Annotated in this window: 17 protein-coding genes and 1 tRNA gene; 2 read left to right on the top strand and 16 right to left on the bottom strand. The window is 65.8% G+C overall.

Annotation, left to right across the window (positions count from 1 at the left end):
* Positions 1-470 precede the first annotated feature (470 nt).
* From PA27867_RS06175 to PA27867_RS06165, 3 genes are all read right to left on the bottom strand, one after another.
* Positions 471-2,297, bottom strand: a complete 1,827-nt coding sequence (locus tag PA27867_RS06175) for a putative bifunctional diguanylate cyclase/phosphodiesterase (RefSeq protein WP_167550822.1) — start codon at positions 2,295-2,297, stop codon at positions 471-473.
* Positions 2,298-2,811: 514 nt separating this feature from the next.
* Positions 2,812-4,056: a low temperature requirement protein A gene (locus PA27867_RS06170; RefSeq protein ID WP_236900853.1), complete on the bottom strand. Its 1,245-nt coding sequence runs from the start codon at positions 4,054-4,056 to the stop codon at positions 2,812-2,814.
* A 923-nt stretch (positions 4,057-4,979) separates the two neighbouring features.
* A complete protein-coding gene (locus PA27867_RS06165) occupies positions 4,980-5,945 on the bottom strand; it encodes a DUF4238 domain-containing protein (protein WP_066594462.1) in 966 nt (321 codons plus the stop codon).
* A 520-nt stretch (positions 5,946-6,465) separates the two neighbouring features.
* On the opposite strand from PA27867_RS06165, the gene PA27867_RS06160 reads away from it, so the two are divergent.
* Positions 6,466-7,035 carry a dihydrofolate reductase family protein gene (locus tag PA27867_RS06160; RefSeq protein WP_066599265.1) on the top strand — a complete coding sequence of 190 codons (570 nt, stop codon included), beginning with the start codon at positions 6,466-6,468 and terminating at the stop codon, positions 7,033-7,035.
* A gap of 12 nt (positions 7,036-7,047) precedes the next feature.
* Here the strand turns inward: PA27867_RS06160 and PA27867_RS20555 are convergent, their stop codons facing one another.
* From PA27867_RS20555 to PA27867_RS06150, 3 genes are all read right to left on the bottom strand, one after another.
* The gene (locus PA27867_RS20555) at positions 7,048-7,554 is read right to left on the bottom strand and encodes a hypothetical protein (protein ID WP_157109138.1); all 507 of its coding nucleotides are present in this window, start codon (positions 7,552-7,554) and stop codon (positions 7,048-7,050) included.
* Between the two features lie 786 nt (positions 7,555-8,340).
* Positions 8,341-8,598 (bottom strand): helix-turn-helix domain-containing protein, encoded by a 258-nt coding sequence (locus PA27867_RS06155; protein ID WP_236900852.1) that lies wholly within the window; start codon positions 8,596-8,598, stop codon positions 8,341-8,343.
* A gap of 178 nt (positions 8,599-8,776) precedes the next feature.
* Positions 8,777-8,853 (bottom strand) — tRNA-Pro (locus PA27867_RS06150).
* Positions 8,854-9,378: 525 nt separating this feature from the next.
* On the opposite strand from PA27867_RS06150, the gene PA27867_RS06145 reads away from it, so the two are divergent.
* Positions 9,379-9,927: a hypothetical protein gene (locus PA27867_RS06145; RefSeq protein WP_066594459.1), complete on the top strand. Its 549-nt coding sequence runs from the start codon at positions 9,379-9,381 to the stop codon at positions 9,925-9,927.
* A 142-nt stretch (positions 9,928-10,069) separates the two neighbouring features.
* On the opposite strand, the gene PA27867_RS06140 is transcribed toward PA27867_RS06145, so the two are convergent.
* The 10 genes from PA27867_RS06140 to PA27867_RS06095 all read right to left on the bottom strand — a co-directional run bounded on the left by PA27867_RS06140 (position 10,070) and on the right by PA27867_RS06095 (position 23,283).
* Positions 10,070-11,686, bottom strand: a complete 1,617-nt coding sequence (locus PA27867_RS06140; RefSeq protein ID WP_066594456.1) for a chitinase — start codon at positions 11,684-11,686, stop codon at positions 10,070-10,072.
* Positions 11,683-14,013, bottom strand: coding sequence for a glycosyltransferase family 2 protein (locus PA27867_RS06135; RefSeq protein ID WP_084020768.1), 2,331 nt, complete (start codon positions 14,011-14,013; stop codon positions 11,683-11,685). Before PA27867_RS06135 ends, PA27867_RS06140 begins: the two co-directional genes overlap by 4 nt.
* Positions 14,014-14,767: 754 nt before the next feature.
* On the bottom strand, positions 14,768-16,288 hold the full coding sequence (der, locus tag PA27867_RS06130; RefSeq protein ID WP_066594454.1) for a ribosome biogenesis GTPase Der: 1,521 nt from the start codon (positions 16,286-16,288) through the stop codon (positions 14,768-14,770).
* Complete coding sequence (gene cmk, locus PA27867_RS06125) at positions 16,285-16,968, bottom strand: (d)CMP kinase (RefSeq protein ID WP_066594451.1); 684 nt, start codon at positions 16,966-16,968, stop codon at positions 16,285-16,287. Before cmk ends, der begins: the two co-directional genes overlap by 4 nt.
* A 4-nt stretch (positions 16,969-16,972) precedes the next feature.
* On the bottom strand, positions 16,973-18,055 hold the full coding sequence (locus tag PA27867_RS06120) for a prephenate dehydrogenase (protein ID WP_236900851.1): 1,083 nt from the start codon (positions 18,053-18,055) through the stop codon (positions 16,973-16,975).
* Between the two features lie 65 nt (positions 18,056-18,120).
* Positions 18,121-18,939 (bottom strand): pseudouridine synthase, encoded by an 819-nt coding sequence (locus tag PA27867_RS06115; protein WP_066594445.1) that lies wholly within the window; start codon positions 18,937-18,939, stop codon positions 18,121-18,123.
* Positions 18,936-19,619 (bottom strand): SMC-Scp complex subunit ScpB, encoded by a 684-nt coding sequence (gene scpB / locus PA27867_RS06110; protein WP_084020766.1) that lies wholly within the window; start codon positions 19,617-19,619, stop codon positions 18,936-18,938. Before scpB ends, PA27867_RS06115 begins: the two co-directional genes overlap by 4 nt.
* A gap of 313 nt (positions 19,620-19,932) precedes the next feature.
* Positions 19,933-20,826, bottom strand: a complete 894-nt coding sequence (locus PA27867_RS06105) for a segregation and condensation protein A (protein WP_420480690.1) — start codon at positions 20,824-20,826, stop codon at positions 19,933-19,935.
* Positions 20,810-21,697 (bottom strand): ParA family protein, encoded by an 888-nt coding sequence (locus PA27867_RS06100; protein WP_066594444.1) that lies wholly within the window; start codon positions 21,695-21,697, stop codon positions 20,810-20,812. Before PA27867_RS06100 ends, PA27867_RS06105 begins: the two co-directional genes overlap by 17 nt.
* Positions 21,698-22,047: 350 nt before the next feature.
* Positions 22,048-23,283 (bottom strand): low temperature requirement protein A, encoded by a 1,236-nt coding sequence (locus tag PA27867_RS06095; RefSeq protein ID WP_208857305.1) that lies wholly within the window; start codon positions 23,281-23,283, stop codon positions 22,048-22,050.
* Between the last annotated feature and the right edge of the window lie 72 nt (positions 23,284-23,355).

Genomic DNA, 23,355 nt, shown 5'->3' with positions numbered 1-23,355 from the left:
ACAGGCTGGCCGTCTCGACAACGCGACGTGGGCCTGCGGGCGTTGACGAGCGATCTACACGTTTGGGTCGGGCGATGGCACTGCCCGAGCTGGACATCTGGGGAGCGGGGACGCCCGCTCCCCCAGCACGGGATCGGGAGCGTATCTCCTTGACAACATCGCAGACACGCCACCCTCTCGAGCGAATACTGCGCTCTGACAAACGAGTTCACCGCTCACCTGGGAACGCCGGAATGCCTTGACCGCAACCCTTACCGCCCCGGACAAGTTGGACTCGGCACTAGCCAGTCGTCAGCGCGGACTGTTATACCCGCGAGGACAGATGCTAGAGCCGAGGCGCGAGCCGACTATCTACTCGGCAGGCGCCCCGACCGGTGTATCTAATGCGGCGAGGGCTGTGGCGTCGGCGTCGGCGTTCGACAGAGCAAGCACTATACCCACCGGCTGGATGCCAGAAGGTTGCGGCGACACTACAACTCATCACCCAGAAACACGCACACGCCCTGAAAGTCGGTGGGTCGCGACCACAGGTACCCCTGTCCACGGTCACAGCCGAGTTCGCGGAGCACCTCAAGCTGCCGGTCCGTCTCGACGCCCTCCGCCACGACCTCCAACTCCAGCCCACGCGCGAACCCGACAACCCCAGCGACGATGTGGTGCCCGCCCCCATCGATGCCCTGCACAAACGACATGTCGATCTTGAGCTCAGTCACCGGCAGCATGTTCAACTGTGTCAGCGACGAGAAACCCGTGCCGAAGTCGTCGATGGAGATCCCCACGCCGAGGTTGCGCAACGCCCGCAACTGGTCCTGGGCATCACTAAGATCCCTCACCGCCCCGGATTCCGTTATCTCGATCGTGAGCAGTTCCGGCGGCAGGCTGAATTCCTCGAGCAGGGCACGAACATATGGCACGCAGTAATCCAGCTCAAGCTGTACCGCCGAGACATTGACCGAAGTCACGAGCCGGTGACCGCTCCGCAGCCAGGCAGCAGCATCACGACACGCATGCGCAAGCATCGCTCTGCCGATCTGCACGATCGTGCCGTTCGCTTCGGCCAACGGGATGAACTGCGCTGGTGAGATTGCCCCGTGCTTGGGATGGTTCCATCGCGCGAGGGCCTCAACACCGACCGTTCGGCCCGACGCCAGATCAATCTGCGGCTGATACGCGGCCACAATCTCGCCGTTATTCGCCGCCCACCGGAGGTCGGCATCAAGCTGAAGCTCGTCGTCAACTGGAGGGTTGATGTGAACGGGTGGTCGGGCATTCTTGCGCACACGCAGATCTGCCTCCGCTTCAGTCACAAGCGTCTGCGCCACAATCAGAGGATCCGCCGCGCCGTCGCCCTCGCTAACGGCACGCCCGATGAGCAGATCGAGGTGGATGTCCCGGTTCCCCACAGCGAACGGCAACGCCATCTGCGTTTTGATCCGCGAAATCACTCCGTCCCCGGCATTCTGGGCCGTGTTCGGCAGCATAAAAAGAAACTCATCGCCCGAGTAACAAGCGATGATCGCACGGTCGCCGACTGTGGCCCTCAGCCGATCGCTCACCTCGCGGAGGATCGAATCGATCGCATCCTGAGCAAACACCGTGGCGACCCGATCAAAGCGATCGATGACACAGGCAAGTACCGTAACTGGTGCCGTCGGTTCGTCCTGGAGCACTTCGATCGCGTGCCTTCGGAAAGCGTTGCGATTCAGCAACCCTGTCAACTCATCATGGCCGACACTCCACTCGTTGTCCTCGAGGAGCAGCTGGCCGTTCAGCGCAATGCCCGCCATGCTCGCCAGACCCGTCAGCCGGTCGGCACATGAAGTGCTGAGGGTACGAGGCGCACGGCTTCCAGCCCAGTGGACCGCGATGAGCCCCATGAAACGTCCATTCACCATGATCGGTGTAACGGCGAACGCGGTGATGTTGAAATCGTTGAGCAACGAATCCACCCACGCGGACCGGCTGCCCTCGTGAAGCAACGCCGGTCGGCCACTCTGCATGATTCGCTTGAGGTCGGGGCTGTCGTCTGGCGTGCCCACCCACGCATTCAGGTTGTCAACTAGTTCACCCGGCCACCGCGAGGTCGCCGACATGAAGAATTGTTCGCCCGCTTCATCCCAGAGCACGACAACGGACCGATCACTGCCGACCACCTCGGGCGCGGCATCCGCGATGACCGTCGACACCCCATGAACAGACACGCTGTCGCCCAACCGGCGCGCAACGTCGAGCAGAAGTCCAGCGACATCGCGTTCACCCGCGGGCGCCGCCTCAGCGTCGATGCTGAGTTCGCTCACACCATGCATCATCTTTCTGACACCCTTACTCGGTCGCTGGCAGGGACAAGCGCGTCAACGTCTGCGGGCTCGAAGCCACGGAGGGTGCGACGGAACACGAGCCCGTTGGAGATGGAGGGTGCAGCATTCATAAGCGGCAATTTCGGATTGTCGGAGCGGGACACAGGAGCTGTCCCCATTATGGGGGCGCAACGGCGGTATTTCCCTATGTTCTTGTCAAGCGGCGCCTTGATGGTCGGCTTAGTAGCCGGCACTGGCAGGGCTGCTCCAACAGATGCTCGATTACGGGTGGGGCCCACAGCATGGCCACGCCCCGCGTGGCTAGCCACCACCAAGCGCCTGTCGAAGCCATAAGCCAGCTGGCTGCTCCAGCCACAATCAAAATCAGCACGCCAAGAGCGACACCGATCGGATTACGGCGCGCGGTGTCTTGGGTGTCGAGTCGATCTACCTGCTGTTCGATTCGCCGCAGGTCGAGGTGCTCCAATAACTGCAGCGCCCCCGACCGCGGCCGTCAGGGGGCTCCCTGTTGCGTTCGGCGGCGGCGGTTCACGGTGTCGGAGACTGCTACGCCTATGAGGGGAAGAACGGCCCCAATAGCGGCAACGAAGGCCGGGAGGAGAAAGCTCAAATTTGCCAGCAGCACCAAGGCTCCGATGCCGGCGAGATCAGATGGTTGGCGTTGGCCAAGTACCTGTCGAATAAAAAAGCCCCGGCCGGCAAGGAAGAGAGCCGGCCCACCAAAAAGAAACAGAACGGTGGCCAGATCGGGGCGGACGGCCGGATCGCTGATCACGAGCTGATCACCAACCGCCACCAGGATCAGGCCTGCCAGTAAAATGACCAAGGTGTTGCCCGCCAAAATGCCGGGCCGGAACTGATCATCGACAGAAGCAAGCTTTTTCAGAATTTCCTGTTCGAGGCCATGGAAGTAGCACCACCAGACCGCGACGCTTCCGGCCAAACTTACGGTCCCGGTCAGAAATATCAAGGGGTCCTCCAGATTGCCTGCAATCGCCAGACCGGTTGAAAGGATCGTCTCCCCGAGCGCGATCAGGTAGAACAACCCGAACCGCTCAAAGATCCTCTCTCCCGTGAGCGGGACCCGGCTTCCTTCGGTTTTACGCCCCGGCAACCGGTGGGCCACCATATGGCCGCCCAGATCGATCGCGGCAGCGACACTCCAGAAGATCAAACGCGGCCCCGGAGCGAAGAAGACGCCGGCAATCCAAAACGGGGCGCTCACACACCCCCAGATCAGTGTGCGCACGAAATGGTCGTGGGTGGTCCGGTCAAGTCCGACAGTGAGCATCCACGCGCCCCGGCCCAGCTGGGCCAGGAGATAACTCGCAGCAAAGAGCCAGCCGAAGTCACCAAACGCTGAGCCGATTGAGGCGTTCATGAACAGTGTGACAAGCATGACGATCAGCAGCATCCACTGCACCTGAAGCCGCGAAGTGTCCAGCAATGTAGCCGACCAGGTCGTGTACACCCACACCTTATAGACCGCAAGAAGAAGCACAAATGTTTCACCGGCCCCCACCCATGAGGGATACTCCAGCAAATGGTGGGACAGCTGCGACAGCGCGAAGACAAAGACCAGATCGAAGAATAGCTCAAGGCGCGTGACCCGGTCGTCGGAGGTTGCGGAACGCATCAGCGACGTGGCACGGAACATCAGTAGCCTCCACTGGGCTAGGAGCAGACGGATGCCCCCTCCTGTTGCGAAAAGACTGACGACGGTCAGCAGAGAAGTCAAGGGGAAACTCGCCGGGAGTCCTCGACAATCACCAGTTCCAGCTCGTCGTTTGTATCCTTGTGCCGTTCCTTGACCCCCCGGCGGCACGTCGGATGGCGTGTCGGAGCAGACCACATTGGCCTCGATGAACTTGCCCATCCCGGCGCTGCGGTTCTCCCGGTACGTCACCAAGTCCGAGGCCAGCGCGGCAATCCGCTGACGCGAGGGCTTGAGCTGGTCGAAGACCGGGCCAAATCCCTCGCAGCGCGGGGTTTAGCTAGCCAGGCCACCTTCCTGGGACCAGTTGAATGCACTCCGTCGAAACCCCAGCTTTACGCCGCTGCCACGGTGGCAGCATCGTGCCTAGTCTTTGTCCCTAGCGAATGCCCGGTCGAGGAGCGCGGCGGTGGCCGGGTTCACCAGTTCGCCGCGTTGGATGTAGTGCATGAGCGTGACCCTGGTGTCGGTGTGGGTGCACCCGCTTCGCGTCAATACAAATTCGATTGGCTCCGCGGCGATTGGTCAGAGAAGAAACAGTCCTTTTCCCGCTTGCCCGTAGATGCCTACTCGGAGACAGAGATTTGAACCAGCGACCCCCTGAAGGCTCTGGCCTTAATTTGGTCGTTACCGAATGTCTCCGAAAACCCTCAGATTCCCTTATGTTTACAGGGAACCAGGCGATTCGCTGCCTCCAATTGTAGGCCATCGTTTTGGGTCAAATAGAGATGAATTAGATGGGTAAATGATGGGTTTGTGAGCCGCCTTTGGGGCCATCGCGAGCCCTCCCAAGCTCTTCCCCACATGCCGCCGCTTGTGATCTTGCAAGCCCGCGCCGGCCACGTGGAAGCACCCATAGGTGTCCCAACGAACACGTCCCCGGCTCGGCAACAGCGCGCGGCGTATCAGGACTGGGGCTGAATGTTGCGAGGCTAGGCTGCCGCCAGCTAGCGGTTGTTTTCGTTGTCGGGACCCCGCAGCGCCCAAATATCCTCAACCATTCTGTCGTCCGGATGCTCGAAGAACTGAGCTTCGGCGTTCAAGATGAGTGTTGCTCGCGCTATGTTGGCTCGCCCCGCGTCAAACGGGATGATGCTGTCACCATTGAAGTCGAGAGTGGCGAGGACTTGCCGTGGATGCCAGTCGGTCATGAGGAGGAGGGTTCGAGAGAGAGCAGTGATAGACATCCGCGAGTCCAGGGAGTCCACTGAGTAGAACCGGGGTGGCCCGGATGTCATCGGCTGTCCAGTCAGTGCAACCGGATTGTCCGAGATGACGTACGTGGGCTCTGGGGCCTGCATGAGAACCCAACGTTGGTTGAAGAGATGTCGCGCAAGTTTCGGCAGCTCTGTCCGCATGTAATCCGACTGGACGTTTGACGGAGCCTTGTCGCCTTCTTGCCACAGTCCGTAGTACCGATTTACTCGCGCCAGGTCGTCTGGATCTCCTACAATCGCCCCGCTTCGAACTAGATCGATGGCATGAATGCTTCTATCTTTTCTCGCTACCTGCCGCTCTAGGTCGGCGTCGGCGTGCAGCCTGTACTTCGGTGTACGAACGACTGACGCCGCCAGGAAAGTTGCTATGTCATTGCGCGCACGCTGAGGCAGAGGCCAGACTGTGGACAAATCTTGCGCGCTCCACAACGGAGCCAGAGCTTTTGCGGCCCTGCCTTCGATAGGGCCGAAGAGCTTCTTCTCATCGATGTCATGGGTCTCGAACCAGGAATCAAGAACGGACAAGTCTTGATGCACCGTGGCGTTCCTAACTCTCGCTCTCCCGGAGACGAGCTTGTTGTCGGACACGGCGAACATCTTCAGTGATGACTGGGAATCCGCGAACTGCTTGAGCCAGAACTGCGGCACGGTGTGGTGGGCGTGGCTCTGCGGGTGTGCGGGCAGTGCTTGATCCATGGCTGGGACTATCTCACAGGCCTCAGGCAACCTGTTCTTTTCGTACTGAACTGGGGTGCTTATTTCTAGTCGGCCCCAGGTACAGCATCCGAAACCTTCCTCGACCAGCCCACATAGCAACGCCATCTCGATCAACAGACACCACAGTCCCTCCCTCTTTGACGACGGCCTCAGCGACGGCACCACTGCCCCCGGAGGGCTCAAGCCAATGCGTGCCCGCAGTACTCCCAGAAGTAGGTCAGGGTAGACACCGCCACGAGAACTCGCGAGCTGTTCGACTCGCAACAGCGTCTCGCATCCGGACGTACCGCGGCGCGAGTACCAGCTGCACTCCCTGCTCAACATGTCCAAAAGGAATCATTTGAGGACGGCCGCGACCAAAGCGGAATGCAAGCGCTGACGCTGCCGTCAAACCGCATGGCCGGTTACGCTCGGCCATAAGCAGTTCAAGCCAATACGCGGCCTGGCTGACCGTCAGTCCGATGAGAACGCGCTGTGCGCGTCAATGGAGGGCAACGAGATGAGACCACTCCGATACTCGATCAACGTCACGCTCGACGGCTGTTGCCATCACGAGGCAGGACTCCCCCCGGACGAGGAGTCGATGCGCTACTGGACCGCTCAGCTGGAGCGAGCCGATGCCCTGCTGTTCGGCCGAGTGACCTACGAGATGATGGCGTCGGCATGGCGGAAGCCGACAACGGGCACCTGGCCCGACTGGATGGACGAGTGGCAGATCCCGTTCGCCGAGACCATCGACCGGGCGAAGAAGTACGTCGTGTCGAGCACACTGAACGGGGTCGATTGGAATGCCGAGCTGGTGCAAGGCGACTTGGCGCAAGCGGTTCAGCGGTTCAAACAGGAGCCAGGCGAGGGCCTGTGGGTCGGTGGCGTCACGCTCCCACTGGCGCTGGCCAACTTGGGACTGATCGACGAGTACGAGTTCCTCGTGCAGCCGGTCCTAGCCGGACACGGGCCGACGTTGCTTGCCGGTCTGCGTGAGGGCATCAAGCTCAAACTCGTCGACCGCCATGAGTTCCGGTCAGGGGCGGTCGCCGTGCGATACCGGCCCACGCAAGTTCCGACTTGACTTGATTGGTCGTTAGGACCTAGACGAGGTTCCAAGATTCCGGGAAGGGCGTGACCGCAACGCCCATGCGAACAATCCCGCCGCAGCAACAACAACCACTGTGCCGATTGGCGCAACGATCCAGGCCGCTCCCTCGGCTTGGGCCAGGGCATCGGTTTGCGAAGCTAGGTCGTCACTATCGAGAGAGAGATTGCGCTCGGCACCGGCAAGTTCCGCGTCCGCGGCATCAACCGCGTCCGCGACTCGGTCATGAGAGTCCGCTGCGGCCTGCATGGCCTGATCGTAGTCTTGTTGCACACTTTGTTTTGTGGCGAGCAAACCGATGTAGAACGACCTCAAGCTTTTCGCGATCGCCGCAGCCGATTCCGCAGTCTCTCTCTTTTCATCCGCCGCGTTCAGATCTGACGCGGCAGCTGTCGCTGCACTCGTCAGGAGCGACACCTCGCTGGTAGCGCGCTCAACAATAGCCTCTGCCTTGGCGACGCCGTCAGATGCTCGCTGCACACCGACTATGGGCATCGCAACAAGGGCAGCCCCGCGAGCAGCAACACGGCCGCGCCGATTAGGAGCCGTCTTGGCCTTGGGGAACGGGCGGCAGAGACTGACATAGACACAGGTTAGTGGCGCTCATGATCGACGATTTCTATCGCAACCTCCCGGGATACCCCCAGAACGAGTGCCCAGTGGACTGTTCCACGGCGGCAGCCGTGATGCCGTCTGCGCACCTGCCCGCCAGGTCGCTGGCGGTGGGTGGGGAACGCGGACACCGCTGAGATAGTAAAGGTGAGCGGAGCGTGAGGGAAGATGATCTGCTCCGCCTCTGCTTGAAGCGAGCCACTGGCTTGCCATCGATCACTGCCAGTTAGTCACCACCAACGTGGGTGAACATCGATCCGATCGCCGTGGCTGTCCTCGTACCATTGGTTCGTTGTGCCCCCAACGCCGTCTATTTCGACCATGATCGAAGCGTCCTCAGCTGCGGCGGGTAGGCGCCAGTCGGTGGCTCCTCGAGCGAGGGCAGCATGAAGGTGGGAACGGAGGCCACGCTGATTCATTGCCTGGTTGCCGCTATGGAATGACTCGACCGTGCGCATCGCAGTCCCGAGTCCCGGCCGAGCGAAACGCCGCCACGTGTCCTTCGCGTGATCACCGAGCGGCACGACTGTATGCAGTTCAGGAAGCATTTGAATCAGCTCGCGGAGGATCTCGCCGACCTCGCGCTTCTCGGCAACCCGTGTTCAGCATCTGGCGGGTGCTGATGTCCCCGAAGGTGCCGATGGTCAACCGTTGCCGCGGCATCTCAGCTCACCGCCGATCGGGATGCCTCGGCGCGCTGGAGGAGGGGTCCCGCTGCTGGGCGATCCAGGCCCGCACATCGGAGATCGCAAACTTCAGGTGTTTGCCGAACCGGTACGCCGCGGGGCCTTTGCCGTGCACCCGCCAGTCGTAGACCGTGGAGATCGGGATGCCCAGATAGGCCGCCAGCTCGGCAACGTCCATCAGTGGCTCCAGGCCCCAATCGTCGGAAGCAGGAGAGGTGGGGTTCTCGTTGTGAATGCTCATACCCAGAAGGTGTGCCGGGCGATCCCGGACGACCGGGAGGAACCGAAACCGACCTCAGCGCCTCAGATGACGGGGCCGGAAAAGCGGCGGAAATGGGCTGAAAGTGATGGGGTAGTGATGGGAACATCAAATCTCTTAACCAAAAAAGTCCCGGAAACCCTTGAGTTTCCGGGACATTTGGTCGGGCTGACAGGATTTGAACCTGCGACCCCCTGACCCCCAGTCAGGTGCGCTACCAAGCTGCGCTACAGCCCGCCGTGTTCTGGTGGATTCCCAAGGGGATCTACCGGAGACAACTGGACTAGCTTACCGCGTCGGGAGAGGGGTTGCGTTCACTTTTGGGGGTTGAGGGGAGGTTGACAACCGTCCAGACCGTTTTAGTGTCTACCGGAGACGGGGTTCCGGATCTCGACAGGCTCGATCAGCGTGTGGGGGCGTTGGGTTCGAAAGGTTGCGGGGTCTCGACAAGCTCGACCGACGTGGGGGTGCGTTGGGTATCGAAAGGTTGCGGGATCTCGACAAGCTCGACCGACGTGGGGGTGCGTTGGGTATCGAAAGGTTGCGGGATCTCGACAAGCTCGACCGACGTGGGGGGGGCGTTGGGTTCGAAAGGTTGCGGGTCTCGACAAGCTCGACCAACGAGAACCAAGCTCGACCGACGTACCCAGGGGGACACAGGCCGGGGTGTGGAGATTCCCTGGTGGTACATAGGTTGTCCATAGGAACGGTGCGTAGCGTGACGCGAGGTCGTCACCGGCCGCTCATCAATCGAAGGAAGATATGTCCCAGAACAGCTCACGTCCCCTGTCCAAGTTCAACCTCGTCCTGGCGGTGCTGTGGCTTGTCGACCTGGTTGTGACCGTGGCGGGGTATCTGATCCTCACTTCCTCCAACGCCACCCAGGCCGAGTTCTACACCTCGCAGTCTTCCGACTACGTGGCGTACTTCACCGCCCAATCGGGCAGCAACCTGGGCGCCAACCTGCTCGCCGCCGGCGTCATCGGCTTCATCATCACCCTCGCCGCCCTCGTGGTGAGCCGGGCCATCGCCAAGAGCGCCACCGCCGTTGCGACGGTCGATGCTGCACACGACGAGCCTGACTTCAACTTCGACGACGACAGCGACTTCGACGCGGAGGAGACCACCCCGATGCGCGCTCGGACCGCCGAGACCGGCACGGTCAGCGCCACTGACGCGCCGGCCGAGCGCCCCGTGACGCCGTCCGTGGTGGCCGACGAAACCGCAGCCGCCCCGGCCAACGACTCCCCCACCGCGACGACCGCGAAGACGACCGACGCGTCGGGCGACGAGCCGACCGTCAAGTTCTAGAGTCTGGGCACTGCGCTTCCAGCGCGTGCCGCTAAGCTCGGCCTCACCAGGCGTTTCGACGCCAATGGGGAATGCCCGGGATGGTGCCCTAACCACCACCCCGGGCATATCTATGTTTGGGCCTCGCCGCCCAAAAACCTGTCTACTTCGGAAGGGCGTCGAGGAGCTTCTTGACCTCGGCCTCGGGGAGCGGCGACCACGGCGAGCCGTCGGGGTTCGCAGCGGCGGCATCCGGGCTCTCGCCCTGGTTCCACCACTTGCTCTCGTAGGGCACGCCGTCGAAGAGGATCATGTCATTCTTCTCGTACACGACGGTGCCTTGCCATTCGGGGTAGGTGCCTGCCGGCAGGGTGGGCTTGGGGATGGGGGTCTCCCCCGGCAGCACCGGGCCGATCAGCACCCACGGCGTCTCCCACTCGTTGAGCACAGGGTTGTCGGGCAGGTCACCGCGGGTCCACCACTTGGTCTGGTAGACGTTCTTGTGCCAGACCACCTTGGTGCCCTCGAGGTAGGACGACTCCGCCGCCCAGATCGCGTACGGGCTGGTGGCCGGGTCGTCGACGATCGAGCCGATCTCCTCGGCCTCATCGGTGGTGACCGCCGCGGCGGCGGCAACCGGGCGGCCGGTGAAACCGTCGCCCAGCAACGCCACGAACTTCTCGTCGCCCTGGTCGATGCCGCTGCAGGAGTCCGACACCCGTTTGACGTCGGCGTAGTTCGACCCACAGGTGGTGTCCCGGTTCAGCGACCAGAGGGACATCCGGCCCACCTTCTGCTCCTGGGCGAAGGTGTTCAGCGCCTTCGCGTCATCGAGGTCGAAGATCTCCCCCGCCACGTCGTTCTGGCCCACCATCGGGGTGATGCCGATCTTCTGCCACACCGTGGCATCCGTCAGCTCGGTGCCGGCCCGGCTGTACAGGGTGCCGATCTGCCGGTGCGCGGCGGTGACACCGCGAATGGATGCCTCGGCCATGGTCTCGTCGGCGTCCTTGCTGCTGCCGAAGTCCATGGTCATCAGGTTCACCCCGGCCAGGTCCACCTGGGCGTCGAGCATCGCCGAGACGGCGTTGGTGCCGTCTTCGGTGAGCCCGCCGGTGGCCACGGGCAGGGTCAGCCACACGGCGAGGTCCTCCCCCGCGGCGCGCCGGTCGGCCTGCAGCTCGGCGATCGCGGTGGCCCGGCGGGTCGCCGCGGCCGAGTCGGTGAGGTTGGCGCCCTCGAGGTCGAGGTCGATGGTGGTCACGTCGTAGCGGTCGAGCACGGCGGCGTACGCGGCGATGAGCGCATCCTTGTCGGTGCAGCCGGTGCCGAGTTCGGTGTTGAGCAGGCCGCCGAAGGAGACGACGATCTGGCCGCCGAGCTGCTTCACCCGGGCCAGACGGCGGTCGAGGTCGAGCTCGTCGGACGCCTCGTCGAGGCTGAAGTGGGTGCCCCAGCTGGGCGCGCAGGCGTCGTCGGTGGCGGCGACGATGAAGGAGAGCACCACGTCGTTGCCGGCCAGGTCGGCCGTGGCCTCGAAGTCGTAGGTGGGGGTGGCCGTCACGTCGACGTACCCGGCGAACCAGGGGTCGTAGGCTTCGGCGGCCTGCGCCGAGCCCCACCACTGCCAGCCGAGGTAGCCGCCGGCGGAGAGCGCCACGACAAGCACGATGCCCAGGAACACCCGCACCACCGAGAGGCGGCGGCGCGGCCGGTCGGCCTTGACGGCGGGCGCGGTCAGCGTGACGGGCGCCGCAGCGCCCGGGTCTGCGGCGCTCACCGGAGCACGCCCTGCTTGGCGGCGCGCTTGGAGACGACGGGCTTGACGAACGGTCCGGTCACCAGTTCCACATCGCTGGGCAGCTCGCCGACGACGTGTCCGTGGTAGATCACGGCCCGCCAGTCCAGGGTGGGCTCGACCGGCTGCGGCAGCGCCACCTGGGCGCCCTTGCGGCGCGGGGCCCGTTCAATGAACATCCACTGGGTCAGGCCCAGCCAGATGTCCACGATCGAGTTCCAGATGCCAATGTAGGTGAGGATCGCGGTGCTGGCCAGCAGGGCGTTGAACCCGGCGAACGCGGCGTTGCCCCAGTTCTCGTTGGAGACATCCCGCCACAGGGTGAGGGCGGAGAACGCGACGATGAGGAACGGCACCACCACGAACAGGAGCGGGGCGGCCGTGCGGTTGCGCACCTTGGGGGTGCGGGCGAACGGGATCTTCTTGCTGGTCACGGCCTGCTGCAGCGACTTGAGCACCCCGGCGAGGTTCACCGGCAGCAGGATCAGGTTGAACCCGTAGATGCGGAAGATGTCGCTGAACTTGTACCCGCAGTAGCGCAGGTCGCTGCCCATGGCGAGGAAGTACGGCAGGGCGGCGAGCACCACGACCGGGCTGAGCAGCCGGCTGTCGTACGGGTAGGCGAGCAGGAAGATCAGGCCGAAGCTGGCCCAGGCGATGCTGGTCATGTAGTTCACCCGCAGGGCCAGTTCGATCAGGCTGATCGGGTGGCCTTGGCGGCGGCGTTCACGCATCTGGCGCCACAGCTTGGGCAGGATGAGCAGGCCACCGTTGGCCCAGCGGCGGCGTTGCACGATGAGCGAACCGAAGTCGGGCGGGGTGGCGCTGTAGGAGAGCCGTTCGGGGTAGTTCACCAGCGACCAGCCGTGCGTGCCCAGGTCGATGCTGGACTCGGTGTCCTCGATCACGGTGCGGTCCTGCACGTACCGGCGCACCTCGAAGCCGCCCACGGTCTCGACCTCGACGATGTCCTCGAGCGCCACCTTGCGGATCACCGCGTTGGCGCCCACCCAGAAGGTGGCACCGTAGTACGACATGCCCTGGTGCAGGATGTGCTGGATGTCGGTGGTGGCGCCGGCGAGGCGTTCGATGCGGGTGGGGGCGCCGCGGAACGAGGAGTACGGGGTCTGGGTGACCGCGACGCGGGCGTTGTCGGGCTGCTCGAGGAAGTAGACCAGGCGCAGGCAGTAGTCGCGCAGCAGCAGCGAGTCGGCGTCGAGGGTCAGCAGGTACTCGGAGTCGCGCACCACGTAGTCGGCGGGGGCGTCGTCCTCGACCGGGCGCAGGATGGTGCCGTCCGGTCCGTCTTCGCGCTGGAACCGGCGACCCATCAGGCCGATGTAGGCGTTGAGGTTCATGGCCTTGTTGGCCTCGTGCGAGAGCGAGGAGAACAGTTTGCGTTCGAAGGTGTCCAGCTCGGCGGAGAACGTCCAGAGCAGCCGGCGGTGCAGTTCAAGCATCCGGGCGGCGGAGGGGGCGGTGCCCTCCTTCGCGGCGGCGGCCAGGGCCGCGCCGGTGAGGGAGAGTTCGGCGGCGAGGCCACCGAGCACCTGCTCGACGAAGAAGGTGTCGACGTGGTCGTCGATGGTCTCGGCGGAGGCCATCGCCTGCAGCCAGCGGGCGGCCCACTGGTAGTTGTCGGCCAGGCGCTGCACGGCGCGTTCGGTGGGGTGCTCGTTGGCGGCCAGTTCCAGCTCGCAGATGAGCAGCTCTTCGGTGAACCGGGCCTTGGGTTCGGCCAGGGCCCGTTCGATGTCGCGGGCGATGCTGCGGGACACCTGCAGCTGCGCGGCCACGGCCGGGTCGGTGGGATGGGGCGGGTCATCCAGCAGCAGCACGATGCGCAGGTCGGGGTATTCCTGCAGCGCCGCCGACCACAGGGTGCCGCGCACCACGCCGGGCTCTTCGCTGTAGGAGGGCACCAGCACCGTGAGCGAGCCGTGGTGGGTGGCGAAGTGGCTGTCCAGTTCGGCGCGGGGCACCCGCACGTGGTCGCGGAAGCGTTGCAGCGCACCCTGCCGGGCGATGAGGTACATCAGCGCGGAGAAGGTGAGGAAGCTCACCACGACCCAGTACGAGACGGCTTCGGTGGTGAACCGGAAGCTCTCGGTTCCGTTGTTGAGGAACTGGCGCAGGATCGTGTAGATCACGTAGGCGAACCAGGCCACGACCGTGGCGATGATGGCCAGCCGGCCCCAGGTGATCTTCGAATCACTGGGGATATCGTGCACGGTGGGGAGCGGCTGGGTGCTGCGTTCGGCACCGAGCTGACGTTTGCGGGCAGGCGAAGCTAGGGACTTCGTAGGCACAGTAATTACATCCTTGGGGTAGGGCCAGGGATCTCGCTGGATCAACGGTCGAGAGTTTCGGGTTCTCGTATAGACCAGGTATCAACGAAATGCAGGGGGGACGCGGAAATGTCGGAAGGCTTCGTGGTGCACCCAGAGCCGCTCTAGGAAGCGGCCGGCTGGGGTCCTGCGGGAGGGAGGAGCGCACCCTTCGGGTGGTGCGACGGCAATCTGACGCCCGGGCTTCGGGGCCCGGTGGGTGACCGGGCTTCGGGGCCCGGCCGGTGCTGCGGATGCTGGGTGGTGCAGGTTGAACCGGGCCGGAGCCCGAAAGGAGTGGAGCACGTCGGGTGGTGCACTTCGGTGTGGATCACGGGCCGGGTTGGGCCCGTTGGCGTGCTGTGATCGGTGGAGCCGGGTGGACTCTGCCGACATTCAAAACCTAGAACAATCTCGGCGGCGACAGAAGACCCCTCCCCCGGGGGCAACCCGAACGAGGCACAGCCTTCGCCGGGGCCGAGATCCGCGCCAGCACTGGGATCCACCGTCGGAGAGCAGCGATTCCTGCGGCGGGCTTGCGGGCTCCTTGCGGCAATCTTGCGTAAACCTTGCGCCAAATCCACCTGTTTTGGTGGGCCGGCCCCGGGGCGTCCACTAGGGCCATGCGCCTTAAACGGGGGGTGCGGGGTGCCGGGCGGCGCATCCGCACAAAAAAAAGAACCGCACGCCGTCACCCGAAGGTGGCGGCGTGCGGTTCGTCAGCGGCGCTGAGTGCTTAGCGCTTGCGCTTCTCGCGCACGCGCATGCTGATGTTGATCGGGCTGCCGGCGAAGCCGTAGACCTCGCGCAGGCGGCGCTGGATGAACCGGCGGTAGCCCGGGTCGAGGAACCCGGTGGTGAAGATCACGAAGGTCGGCGGGCGGCTGGAGGCCTGGGTGCCGAACAGGATGCGCGGCTGCTTGCCGCTGCGCACGGGGTGCGGGTGCTCCGCGGCCAGCTCGGCCAGGAAGGCGTTGAACTTGCCGGTGGCGACGCGGGTGTCCCACGACTCCAGCGCGAGCTCGAGGGCCGGAACCAGCTTCTCCATGTGACGGCCGGTCTTGGCCGAGATGTTCACGCGCGGGGCCCAGGCCACGTGGGCCAGGTCCTGCTCGATCTCACGCTCGAGGTAGCGGCGACGGTCGTCGTCGATCTGGTCCCATTTGTTGAAGGCAAGCACCAGGGCGCGGCCGGATTCGAGCACCAGGTCGATGACGCGCACGTCCTGCTCGCTGATGACCTCGGTGACGTCGATGAGCACGACGGCCACTTCGGCCTTCTCCAGCGCGGCGCTGGTACGCAGCGACGCGTAGAAGTCGGCGCCCTGGGACAGGTGCACACGACGGCGGATGCCGGCGGTATCGACGAAGCGCCAGACCTTGCCGCCGAGCTCAACCTGCTCGTCGACCGGGTCGCGGGTGGTGCCGGCGAGGGCGTTGACAACCACGCGCTCTTCGCCGACGACCTTGTTCAGCAGGCTGGACTTGCCCACGTTCGGGCGGCCGAGGATGGCGACGCGGCGGGGGCCGCCGACTTCCTGCTTGGCGACGTTGGAGATCTCGGGGAGTTCTTCGAGGATCGCGTCGAGCAGGTCGGCGACGCCGCGGCCGTGCAGCGCGGAGACCGGCCAGGGCTGGCCGAGGCCGAGCGCCCACAGGCTGGCCGCTTCGGGCTCCTGGCGGATGTCGTCGACCTTGTTGGCGATGAGGAAGACGGGCTTGCCGCTGCGACGCAGCAGCTTGACGACGGCCTCGTCGGTCGAGGTGGGGCCCACGTTGGCGTCGACGACGAACATGACGACGTCGCACAGCTCGATGGCCAGCTCGGCCTGCATGGCCACGGAAGCGTCGATGCCCTTGGCGTCGGGCTCCCAGCCGCCGGTGTCGACGAGGCTGAAGCGGCGTTCGTGCCACTCGCCCTTGTAGGTGACCCGGTCACGGGTCACACCGGGGGTGTCCTCCACGACGGCCTCGCGGCGGCCGAGGATGCGGTTCACGAGCGCGGACTTGCCCACGTTGGGGCGGCCGACGATCGCGATGACCGGCAGCGCCGGCAGGTACGTGATGGCGTCGGGGTCCTCTGAGACGTGGTCGAGAACGTCGAAGTCCTCGTCGTCGAGGTCGTACTCGTTCAGGCCGGTGCGCAGCGCGGTGGCGCGCTGCGAGATGAGCGCGTCGTCCTCGTCGAGGTCGGTCAGGCGCGATGCGATTTCCGGGTCGAGTTCGGGGATCGTCGTGTCGTCGAATTGATTAGTCATTGCGAGTTCCTCGCGGTATTGATGACCTCTACAACCGCGTCAATGGTCTGGTCGAAGTCGAGATGGGTGGAGTCGACGGTGGTCACACCGTCTGCGGCGCTCATGAATTCCACTACCTGGGAGTCAGCGCGATCCCTCGATCGCAACTGTTCCGCAACGGTGTGGGCCGATTGGGTTGATATTTCCGCAGAGCGCCTAGCCATTCTAGCCTCTTCGGTCGCTGTGAGTAGAATGCGCACCTCGGCCTCCGGTGCCACGACGGTGGTGATGTCGCGGCCCTCCACCACCACACCGGGCTGCGGAACGGCCCGGGCGATCGTGCGGAACAGCTCGGTGAGGTGTGTGCGCACCGCAGGGACCCGCGCGATGGCGCTGACCACGGCCGAGATCTGCGGTTCCCGGATGGCGTCGGTGACGTCGGTCTGGCCCACCCGCACGAAGTAGGCATCCGGTTCGGTGCCGATCGTGTAGTCGAAGGTGTCCAGGGCGCCGGCGACGGCATCCGCGTCCTGCGCGTCGATGTGCTGCGCCAGCACGTGCCAGGCGAGGGCCCGGTAGGCGGCGCCGGTGTCGAGGTAGCCGTAGCCGAGCTTGCGGGCCACGGCACGGCTCACGCTGGACTTGCCGCTGCCGGCAGGCCCGTCAATCGCAACGAACAGGGGGTAGGAGTGCTTACTCAAACGTCTAACCGACAATCCGCCAGCCGCGCGCGGCCAGCTCAGTGGTGAGGCGGCTGACCGCCTCGGGGAGGATGCTGATCTCGGCGAGCCCGATCTGGGCTCCCGGGGAGTGCTCGAGGCGCAGGTCCTCGAGGTTGACGCCCACCTCGCCGATCTCGTTGAAGAGGCGGGCGAGCTGACCGGGGGTGTCGTCGACCATCACGGTGATGACGGAGTAGCGGCGGTCCTGACCGTGCTTGCCGGGGAGCCGGGCCACGCCGGTGTTGCCGCCGGCGATCTCCTCGGCCACCTGCCGGCGGGCGCCGGGGGCGGACGGGTCGGCGAGGGCGTCGATGAACCGGTCGAGGTCGTCGCGGAGGGCCAGCAGGATCTGCCGCACCGGGGCGGGGTTGGCGCCGAGGATCTGCACCCACAGTTCGGGGTCGCTCGCGGCGACCCGGGTGACGTCGCGCACTCCCCCGCCGGCGAGGTTGAGCGCGGAGCCGGGGGCATCGGTGAGCCGGCGGGCCATCAGGGTGGAGACCACCTGGGGCACGTGCGAGACCAGGGCGACGGCGTTGTCGTGGTCTTCCGGGCTCATCTCCACGAGGGTGGCGCCGAGGTCGAGGATGAGGTCGTCGATCGCGGTGGCGCGCTGGTAGCTGATCGCGTCGTGCGCGGCGACCACCCAGGGCCGGCCGATGAAGAGGTCGGCGCGGCCGGCGAGGGGTCCGCCGCGTTCGCGGCCGGCCAGCGGGTGCGAGCCGATGTACCGGGAGACGTCGGCGCCGCGCTCCTGCAGCTCGGTGAGCGGGGCCAGCTTGACGCTGGCCACGTCCGTCACGATCGCGTCGGGGAACGCCTCGAGTTCGCGGGCGACGACGTCGGCGGTCACGTCCGGCGGCACGCACACGACGATGAGCTGCGGGGCGTCGCCGGGGGTGGCGGCGCGGCCGGCGCCGTAGTCGATGGCCAGCGACAGGTTGGTCGGCGACGCGTCGGCGAGGATCACGTCGAGGCCGCGGGCCGTGAGGCCCAGACCGATGCTGGTTCCCAGGAGCCCGGCGCCGACGACACGCACCGGCCCGATCAGGCGAGACTCGACCACGTTCGGCTCCAAACTTGCGCGGCTAATAGGGGTGAAACGGATGCTGGTGGGGCTACTTCTGAGCTCTACTTCTGAACTTCGGCGCGGGACACCGTGAGCAGCTGACCGAGTTCCACCTTAGTGAGGTCGCGCACGGCGCCGGCCCGGAGGGTGCCCAGCTGCAGCGGGCCGAACTGACGGCGCACCAGGTCGACGACGGGGTGGCCGACGGCGTCCATCATCCGTCGCACGATGCGGTTGCGGCCGGAGTGCAGGGTGAGCTCGACGAGGGTGAAGCCGTCGCCGGGAGGGCTGGTGAGGATGCGGGCCTTGTCGGCGGCGATGGGGCCGTCGTCGAGCTCGATGCCGCTCTGCAGCTTGCCGATGGTCTGCGCCGAGACGCGGCCCTCGACCTTGGCGATGTAGGTCTTGGCGACACCGAAGGAGGGGTGTGCGAGCACGTGGGCGAGGTCACCGTCGTTGGTGAGGATGAGCAGGCCGCTGGTGGCGGCGTCGAGGCGGCCCACGTTGAACAGGCGTTCTTCGTAGCCCTCGGTGAACTGGCGCAGGTCGGGCCGGCCGCTCTCGTCCTGCATGGAGGAGACCACACCGACGGGCTTGTTGAGCATTACGTAGCGGCGGCTGGTGTCCAGCTGGATGGCGATGTTGTCCACGGCGATCTTGTCGGTCTCGGGGTGCACGCGGCGGCCGAGTTCGGTGACGACCTTGCCGTTGACCCGCACGCGGCCGGAGCTGATCATGTCTTCGCTGACTCTTCTCGAGGCCACGCCCGCGGCGGAGAGCACCTTCTGCAGGCGGATGCCGTCGGCGGCGGCCTCGGGGTTCGTCGCGAAGTCCGGGTTGCTGCTGCTGGTGTCGGTGTAGCCGTCGTTGTGGTCGGTCATGGTAGATCCTCGAATCCGTTCGCACCGTCGGCGAGCAACGGCGAAATTAGTGGCAACTCGTCGAGCGAGTTGATTCCCAGCTGCACGAGCAGCAGGTCGGTGGTGGCGTAATTGATCGCGCCGGTCTCGCTATCGGTGAAGGCTTCGGTGATCAATCCGCGCCCCAGGAGGGTGCGCACCACCGAGTCGACATTAACCGCCCTGATCGAGGCTACCGCGCCGCGGCTGATCGGTTGCTTGTAGGCGATCACGGCGAGGGTCTCCAGGGCGGCCTGGGAGAGCCGGCTGGGGTTCTGGGTGAGCACGAAGTCGGCCACGACGGGGTCGTGTTCGGCGCGCACGTAGATGCGCCAGCCGCCGGCGACCTCGCGCAGTTCGAATCCGCGCCGCACGGTACCGTCGACGCCGTCGAAGTCGGCGACGAGCCGCAGGATGGCCTCGCGCACCTCGACCAGCGGACGCCCGACCGCGCTGGCCAGGTGCACCAGGCTCTGCGGCTCATCGGCCACCATCAAAATCGCCTCGAGCCGCCGCTCGATCGGCTGCGCCTCGCCCGCTCCCCCGTCCCCGGTCGAGACCGGGTCACCAGGTCTCGACAAGCTCGACCGACGTTCGGTCGCGCCCGTCTCGCTGGTCGAGCCTGTCGAGACCCCGCGAGCCGACCCATCGGACGCGCCCATCCCGCTGGTCGAGCCTGTCGAGACCCCGCGAGCCGACCCATCGGACGCGCCCATCCCGCTGGTCGAGCCTGTCGAGACCCCGCGAGCCGACCCATCGGACGCGCCCATCTCGGCGGTCGAGCCCGTCGAGACCCCGCGAGCCGACGTCGCGGACGCGCCCATCTCGGCGGTCGAGCCTGTCGAGACCCCGCGAGCCGACCCATCGGACGCGGCCATCCCGCTGGTCGAGCCTGTCGAGACCGAGTCACCTGGTCTCGACAAACTCGACCGACGTTCGGTCGAGTTCTCCACGTCAGCATCCGTCATACCGGCATCAGGCGTCATAGTCGGCTCCGAGATTCGCGAGGTTGTCGTCCGACCAGCCGTCGGCGTCCCAGTGCAGGCTGAGCTCCCCGAGCGGTTCCAGCTGGTCGAAGGTGAGGGCGCCGTGCCGGTACAGCTCGAGTACGGCGAGGAACCGGGCGATGACCTGCCCCTTCTGGGCGCAGTCCACGATCAACTCCCGGAACGTGAGGCTCTGGTTGGCGCGCAGCATCGCCACGACGATCGCCGCCTGCTCCCGGATGCTCACCAGCGGCGCGTGCAGATGCTCCAGCCCCACAGTCGGCAGCTCGCGCGGCGTGAGGGCCAGCGCGGCCAGCGCGCCGAAGTCGGCGAGCGAGAGCGTCCAGACCAGCTCCGGGGTCGTCGTGCGGTACTTCTCCTCGAGCCGCACCGACCGCACGTGCCGGGTGGCCTCGTGTTCAAGGTTCTCGAGGAACCACGCCGACGCGGTCTTGAACGCCCGGTACTGCAGCAGCCGGGCGAACAGCAGGTCGCGGGCCTCGAGCAACGCCACGTCCTCGGCATCCACCAGCTCGCCCTGCGGCAGCAGGCCCACCAGCTTGAGGTCGAGCAGGGTGGCGGCCACGACGAGGAACTCGGTGGCCTGGTCCAGCTCCTCGGCGGCGTCGAGACCGCGCAGGTAGGCGATGAACTCGTCGGTGACCCGGCTCAGCGAGATCTCGGTGATGTCGAGTTCGTGCTTGCCGATCAGCGAGAGCAGCAGGTCGAACGGGCCCTCGAAGTTCTGCAACGCCACGGAGAAGCCGGGCGCAGGCATCCCGCCGCCGGCGTCAACCAGCGTGCCAGCCGTGCCAGCGGCGGCCGAGGCTGTCGCCGCGGCGGTGGCCGGAGCGGCCGAAAGCCGCTTAGGCGACCGCGCCACGCTGGATCAGTTCCCGCGCCGCCTGCTTGTAGGCCTTGGCGGCGGCGTGCTCCGGAGCGAACTCGGTGATCGGCACCCCCGCGACACTGGCGTCCGGAAACTTGACGGTGCGGCCGATGACGGTGTCGAGCACCCGGTCACCGAACGCGTCGACGACCCGCTCGAGCACCTCACGCGAGTGCAGGGTGCGGGAGTCGTACATGGTGGCCAGGATGCCGTCGAGTTCGATGGCCGGGTTGAGCCGGTCGCGCACCTTGTCGATGGTCTCGATGAGCAGGGCCACGCCGCGCAGGGCGAAGAACTCGCACTCCAGCGGGATGAGCACCCCGTGGCTGGCGGTGAGGGCGTTTACCGTGAGGATACCGAGCGACGGCTGGCAGTCGATGAGAATGATGTCGTAGTCGTTGGAGACCTTGCGTAGCACCCGGGCCAGGATCTGCTCGCGGGCGACCTCGTTGACGAGGTGCACCTCCGCGGCGGAGAGGTCGATGTTGGCCGGAATGATGTCCAGGCCCTCTACCGAGGTCTGCTGGATGGCCTCGTGCGGGTCCTTGGAGCCGCTCAGGAGCAGGTCGTAGATGGTGGTGACGTCGTGCGTGGGCACACCGAGGCCAGCGGACAGAGCGCCCTGCGGGTCGAAGTCGATGGCGAGCACCCGGCGGCCGTAGCCGGCCAGCGCCGCACCCAGGTTGATGGTGGTCGTCGTCTTGCCGACGCCGCCCTTCTGGTTGCACAGCGACACGATGCGCGCCGGCCCATGGCTCTTCAGCGGGGCGGGCTCCTCGAACACCTGCACCGGTCGTCCGGTTGCGCCGGTGGGGAGCTCCTCGAGTCCGGGAAGCTGCGTCCGGCTATCCGTCTTACGCGCCACTGGGCTGTCCTCGATCCGTCAAGCAATTCACTTGGTAGATTCTACCGAGCCGCCACGCCCGCCCCCGCCAAGATCCCCGGTGTGCCGCCACTCGCTGCCGCTCCCTCCCGCCGGTCGAGCCTGTCTGCGAAACGCACCCAATACGCTGGTCGAGCTTGTCGAGACCCCGTGAGCAGGTCTCGAGGCACGTCACGAGGTCTCGACAGGCTCGACCCACGACGGGGCGCGACACACACGCACGTCACGAGGTCTCGACAAGCTCGACCCACGACGGGGCGCGACACACACGCACGTCACGAGGTCTCGACAAGCTCGACCAACGACGGGGCGCGACACACACGCGGGACCGGTCAGCCGGCCTTCTTGTCGTCGGTGCCGGCGCGCACCCGCACCACGGTCTCCCAGCCGGCCACGATCACGAGCACCCCGGTGGTCACCGCGCCCAGCTGCAGCGGGGTGAGCGCGAACGCGGCCGCGAACGCCACCAGCAGCGCCCCGATGCCCACCAGGTACGACACGAGCAGCTCCCGCGCCACGACCAGCCTGAACAGCAGCATCCCCGCCACGTAGAGCAGCGGACCGCCCACCAGCACTACCGCGGTCGACAGGGTCATCTCGGCGTGCGGATGCGAAAGCACCTCCTTGTCGGCCACCGAGGTGAGCACGATGCCGGCGATGATCACCGCGTGCACGTAGGTGTATGCCAGCCGGGCGATGCGCCCCGGCTCGGCCGCGGCGGCGATGGCCTTGGCGCCGGCGCGTTCGCTGTGGTCGAAGTACAGCCACCACATGGCCACGCTCGCGCCGAACGCGAGCAGCATGCCCAGGATGCTCTCCGCCGACGATTCCTTGTCGACGAACGCGAACCCGGTCACCAGCAGCGATTCGCCCAGGGCGATGATCACGAACAGGGCGCTGCGCTCGGCGATGTGCGGGCCGGAGAGGTCCCACTGGTCGACCCCGGAGGCACCGAGCCCTGGCACCCGGAAACCCACCCCTGCGGAGAGGTACTCGATCGCCAGGGCGATCAACCAGAGCGGCAACCGGTACTGCAGCGGCAGCAACGCGCCGACAACCCAGAACACGCTGGACAGGGCCAGCCAGACCAGGATCCGCACGAAGGTGCGGCGCAGCTCCGGGTCGTGCCGGGCCACGGCGAGCAGCATGAAGGCGGTGCGGCCCAGTTGCAGCATCGTGTACGCGAGGGCGAAAACGATGCCGCGGTCGCCGAACGACTCGTAGATGGAGACGCTCACCACGAAACCCACCAGCGACAGGCCCAGCACCACACCGCGCACGGGCAGCTTGGCCGGGTCGAGCCAGTTGGTCACCCAGGTCGTGTACACCCAGAGCCACCACAGGGCGAGCACGAGCATCGCCGACTCGAGGGCACCCTCCCAGGACTGGTTCTCGTACAGGTAGCGGGAGAGCTGGGTGAGCGCGAAGACGAAGATCAGGTCGAAGAACAGCTCCACGTAGGTGACGCGGTCGGCGGCCTCCGAGTCGTCGGGGCGCAGCAGGTTACGACGGATGCCGAAGCGGCCGGCCGGCGTCGCTGCCGGCGGGGGCGGGGAGGTGCGGGTCACTCCCCCATTGTCACGGATGCGGCCCGCTGAGCGCACCCAGCACGTTGGTCGAGCCTGTCGAGACCACGCGAG

It is taken from the genome of Cryobacterium arcticum, assembly GCF_001679725.1.
Taxonomy (GTDB): Bacteria; Actinomycetota; Actinomycetes; order Actinomycetales; family Microbacteriaceae; genus Cryobacterium; species Cryobacterium arcticum_A.
Note: the sequence above shows the minus strand (reverse complement) of the source record. Positions and strands in the feature narration are given on the sequence as shown.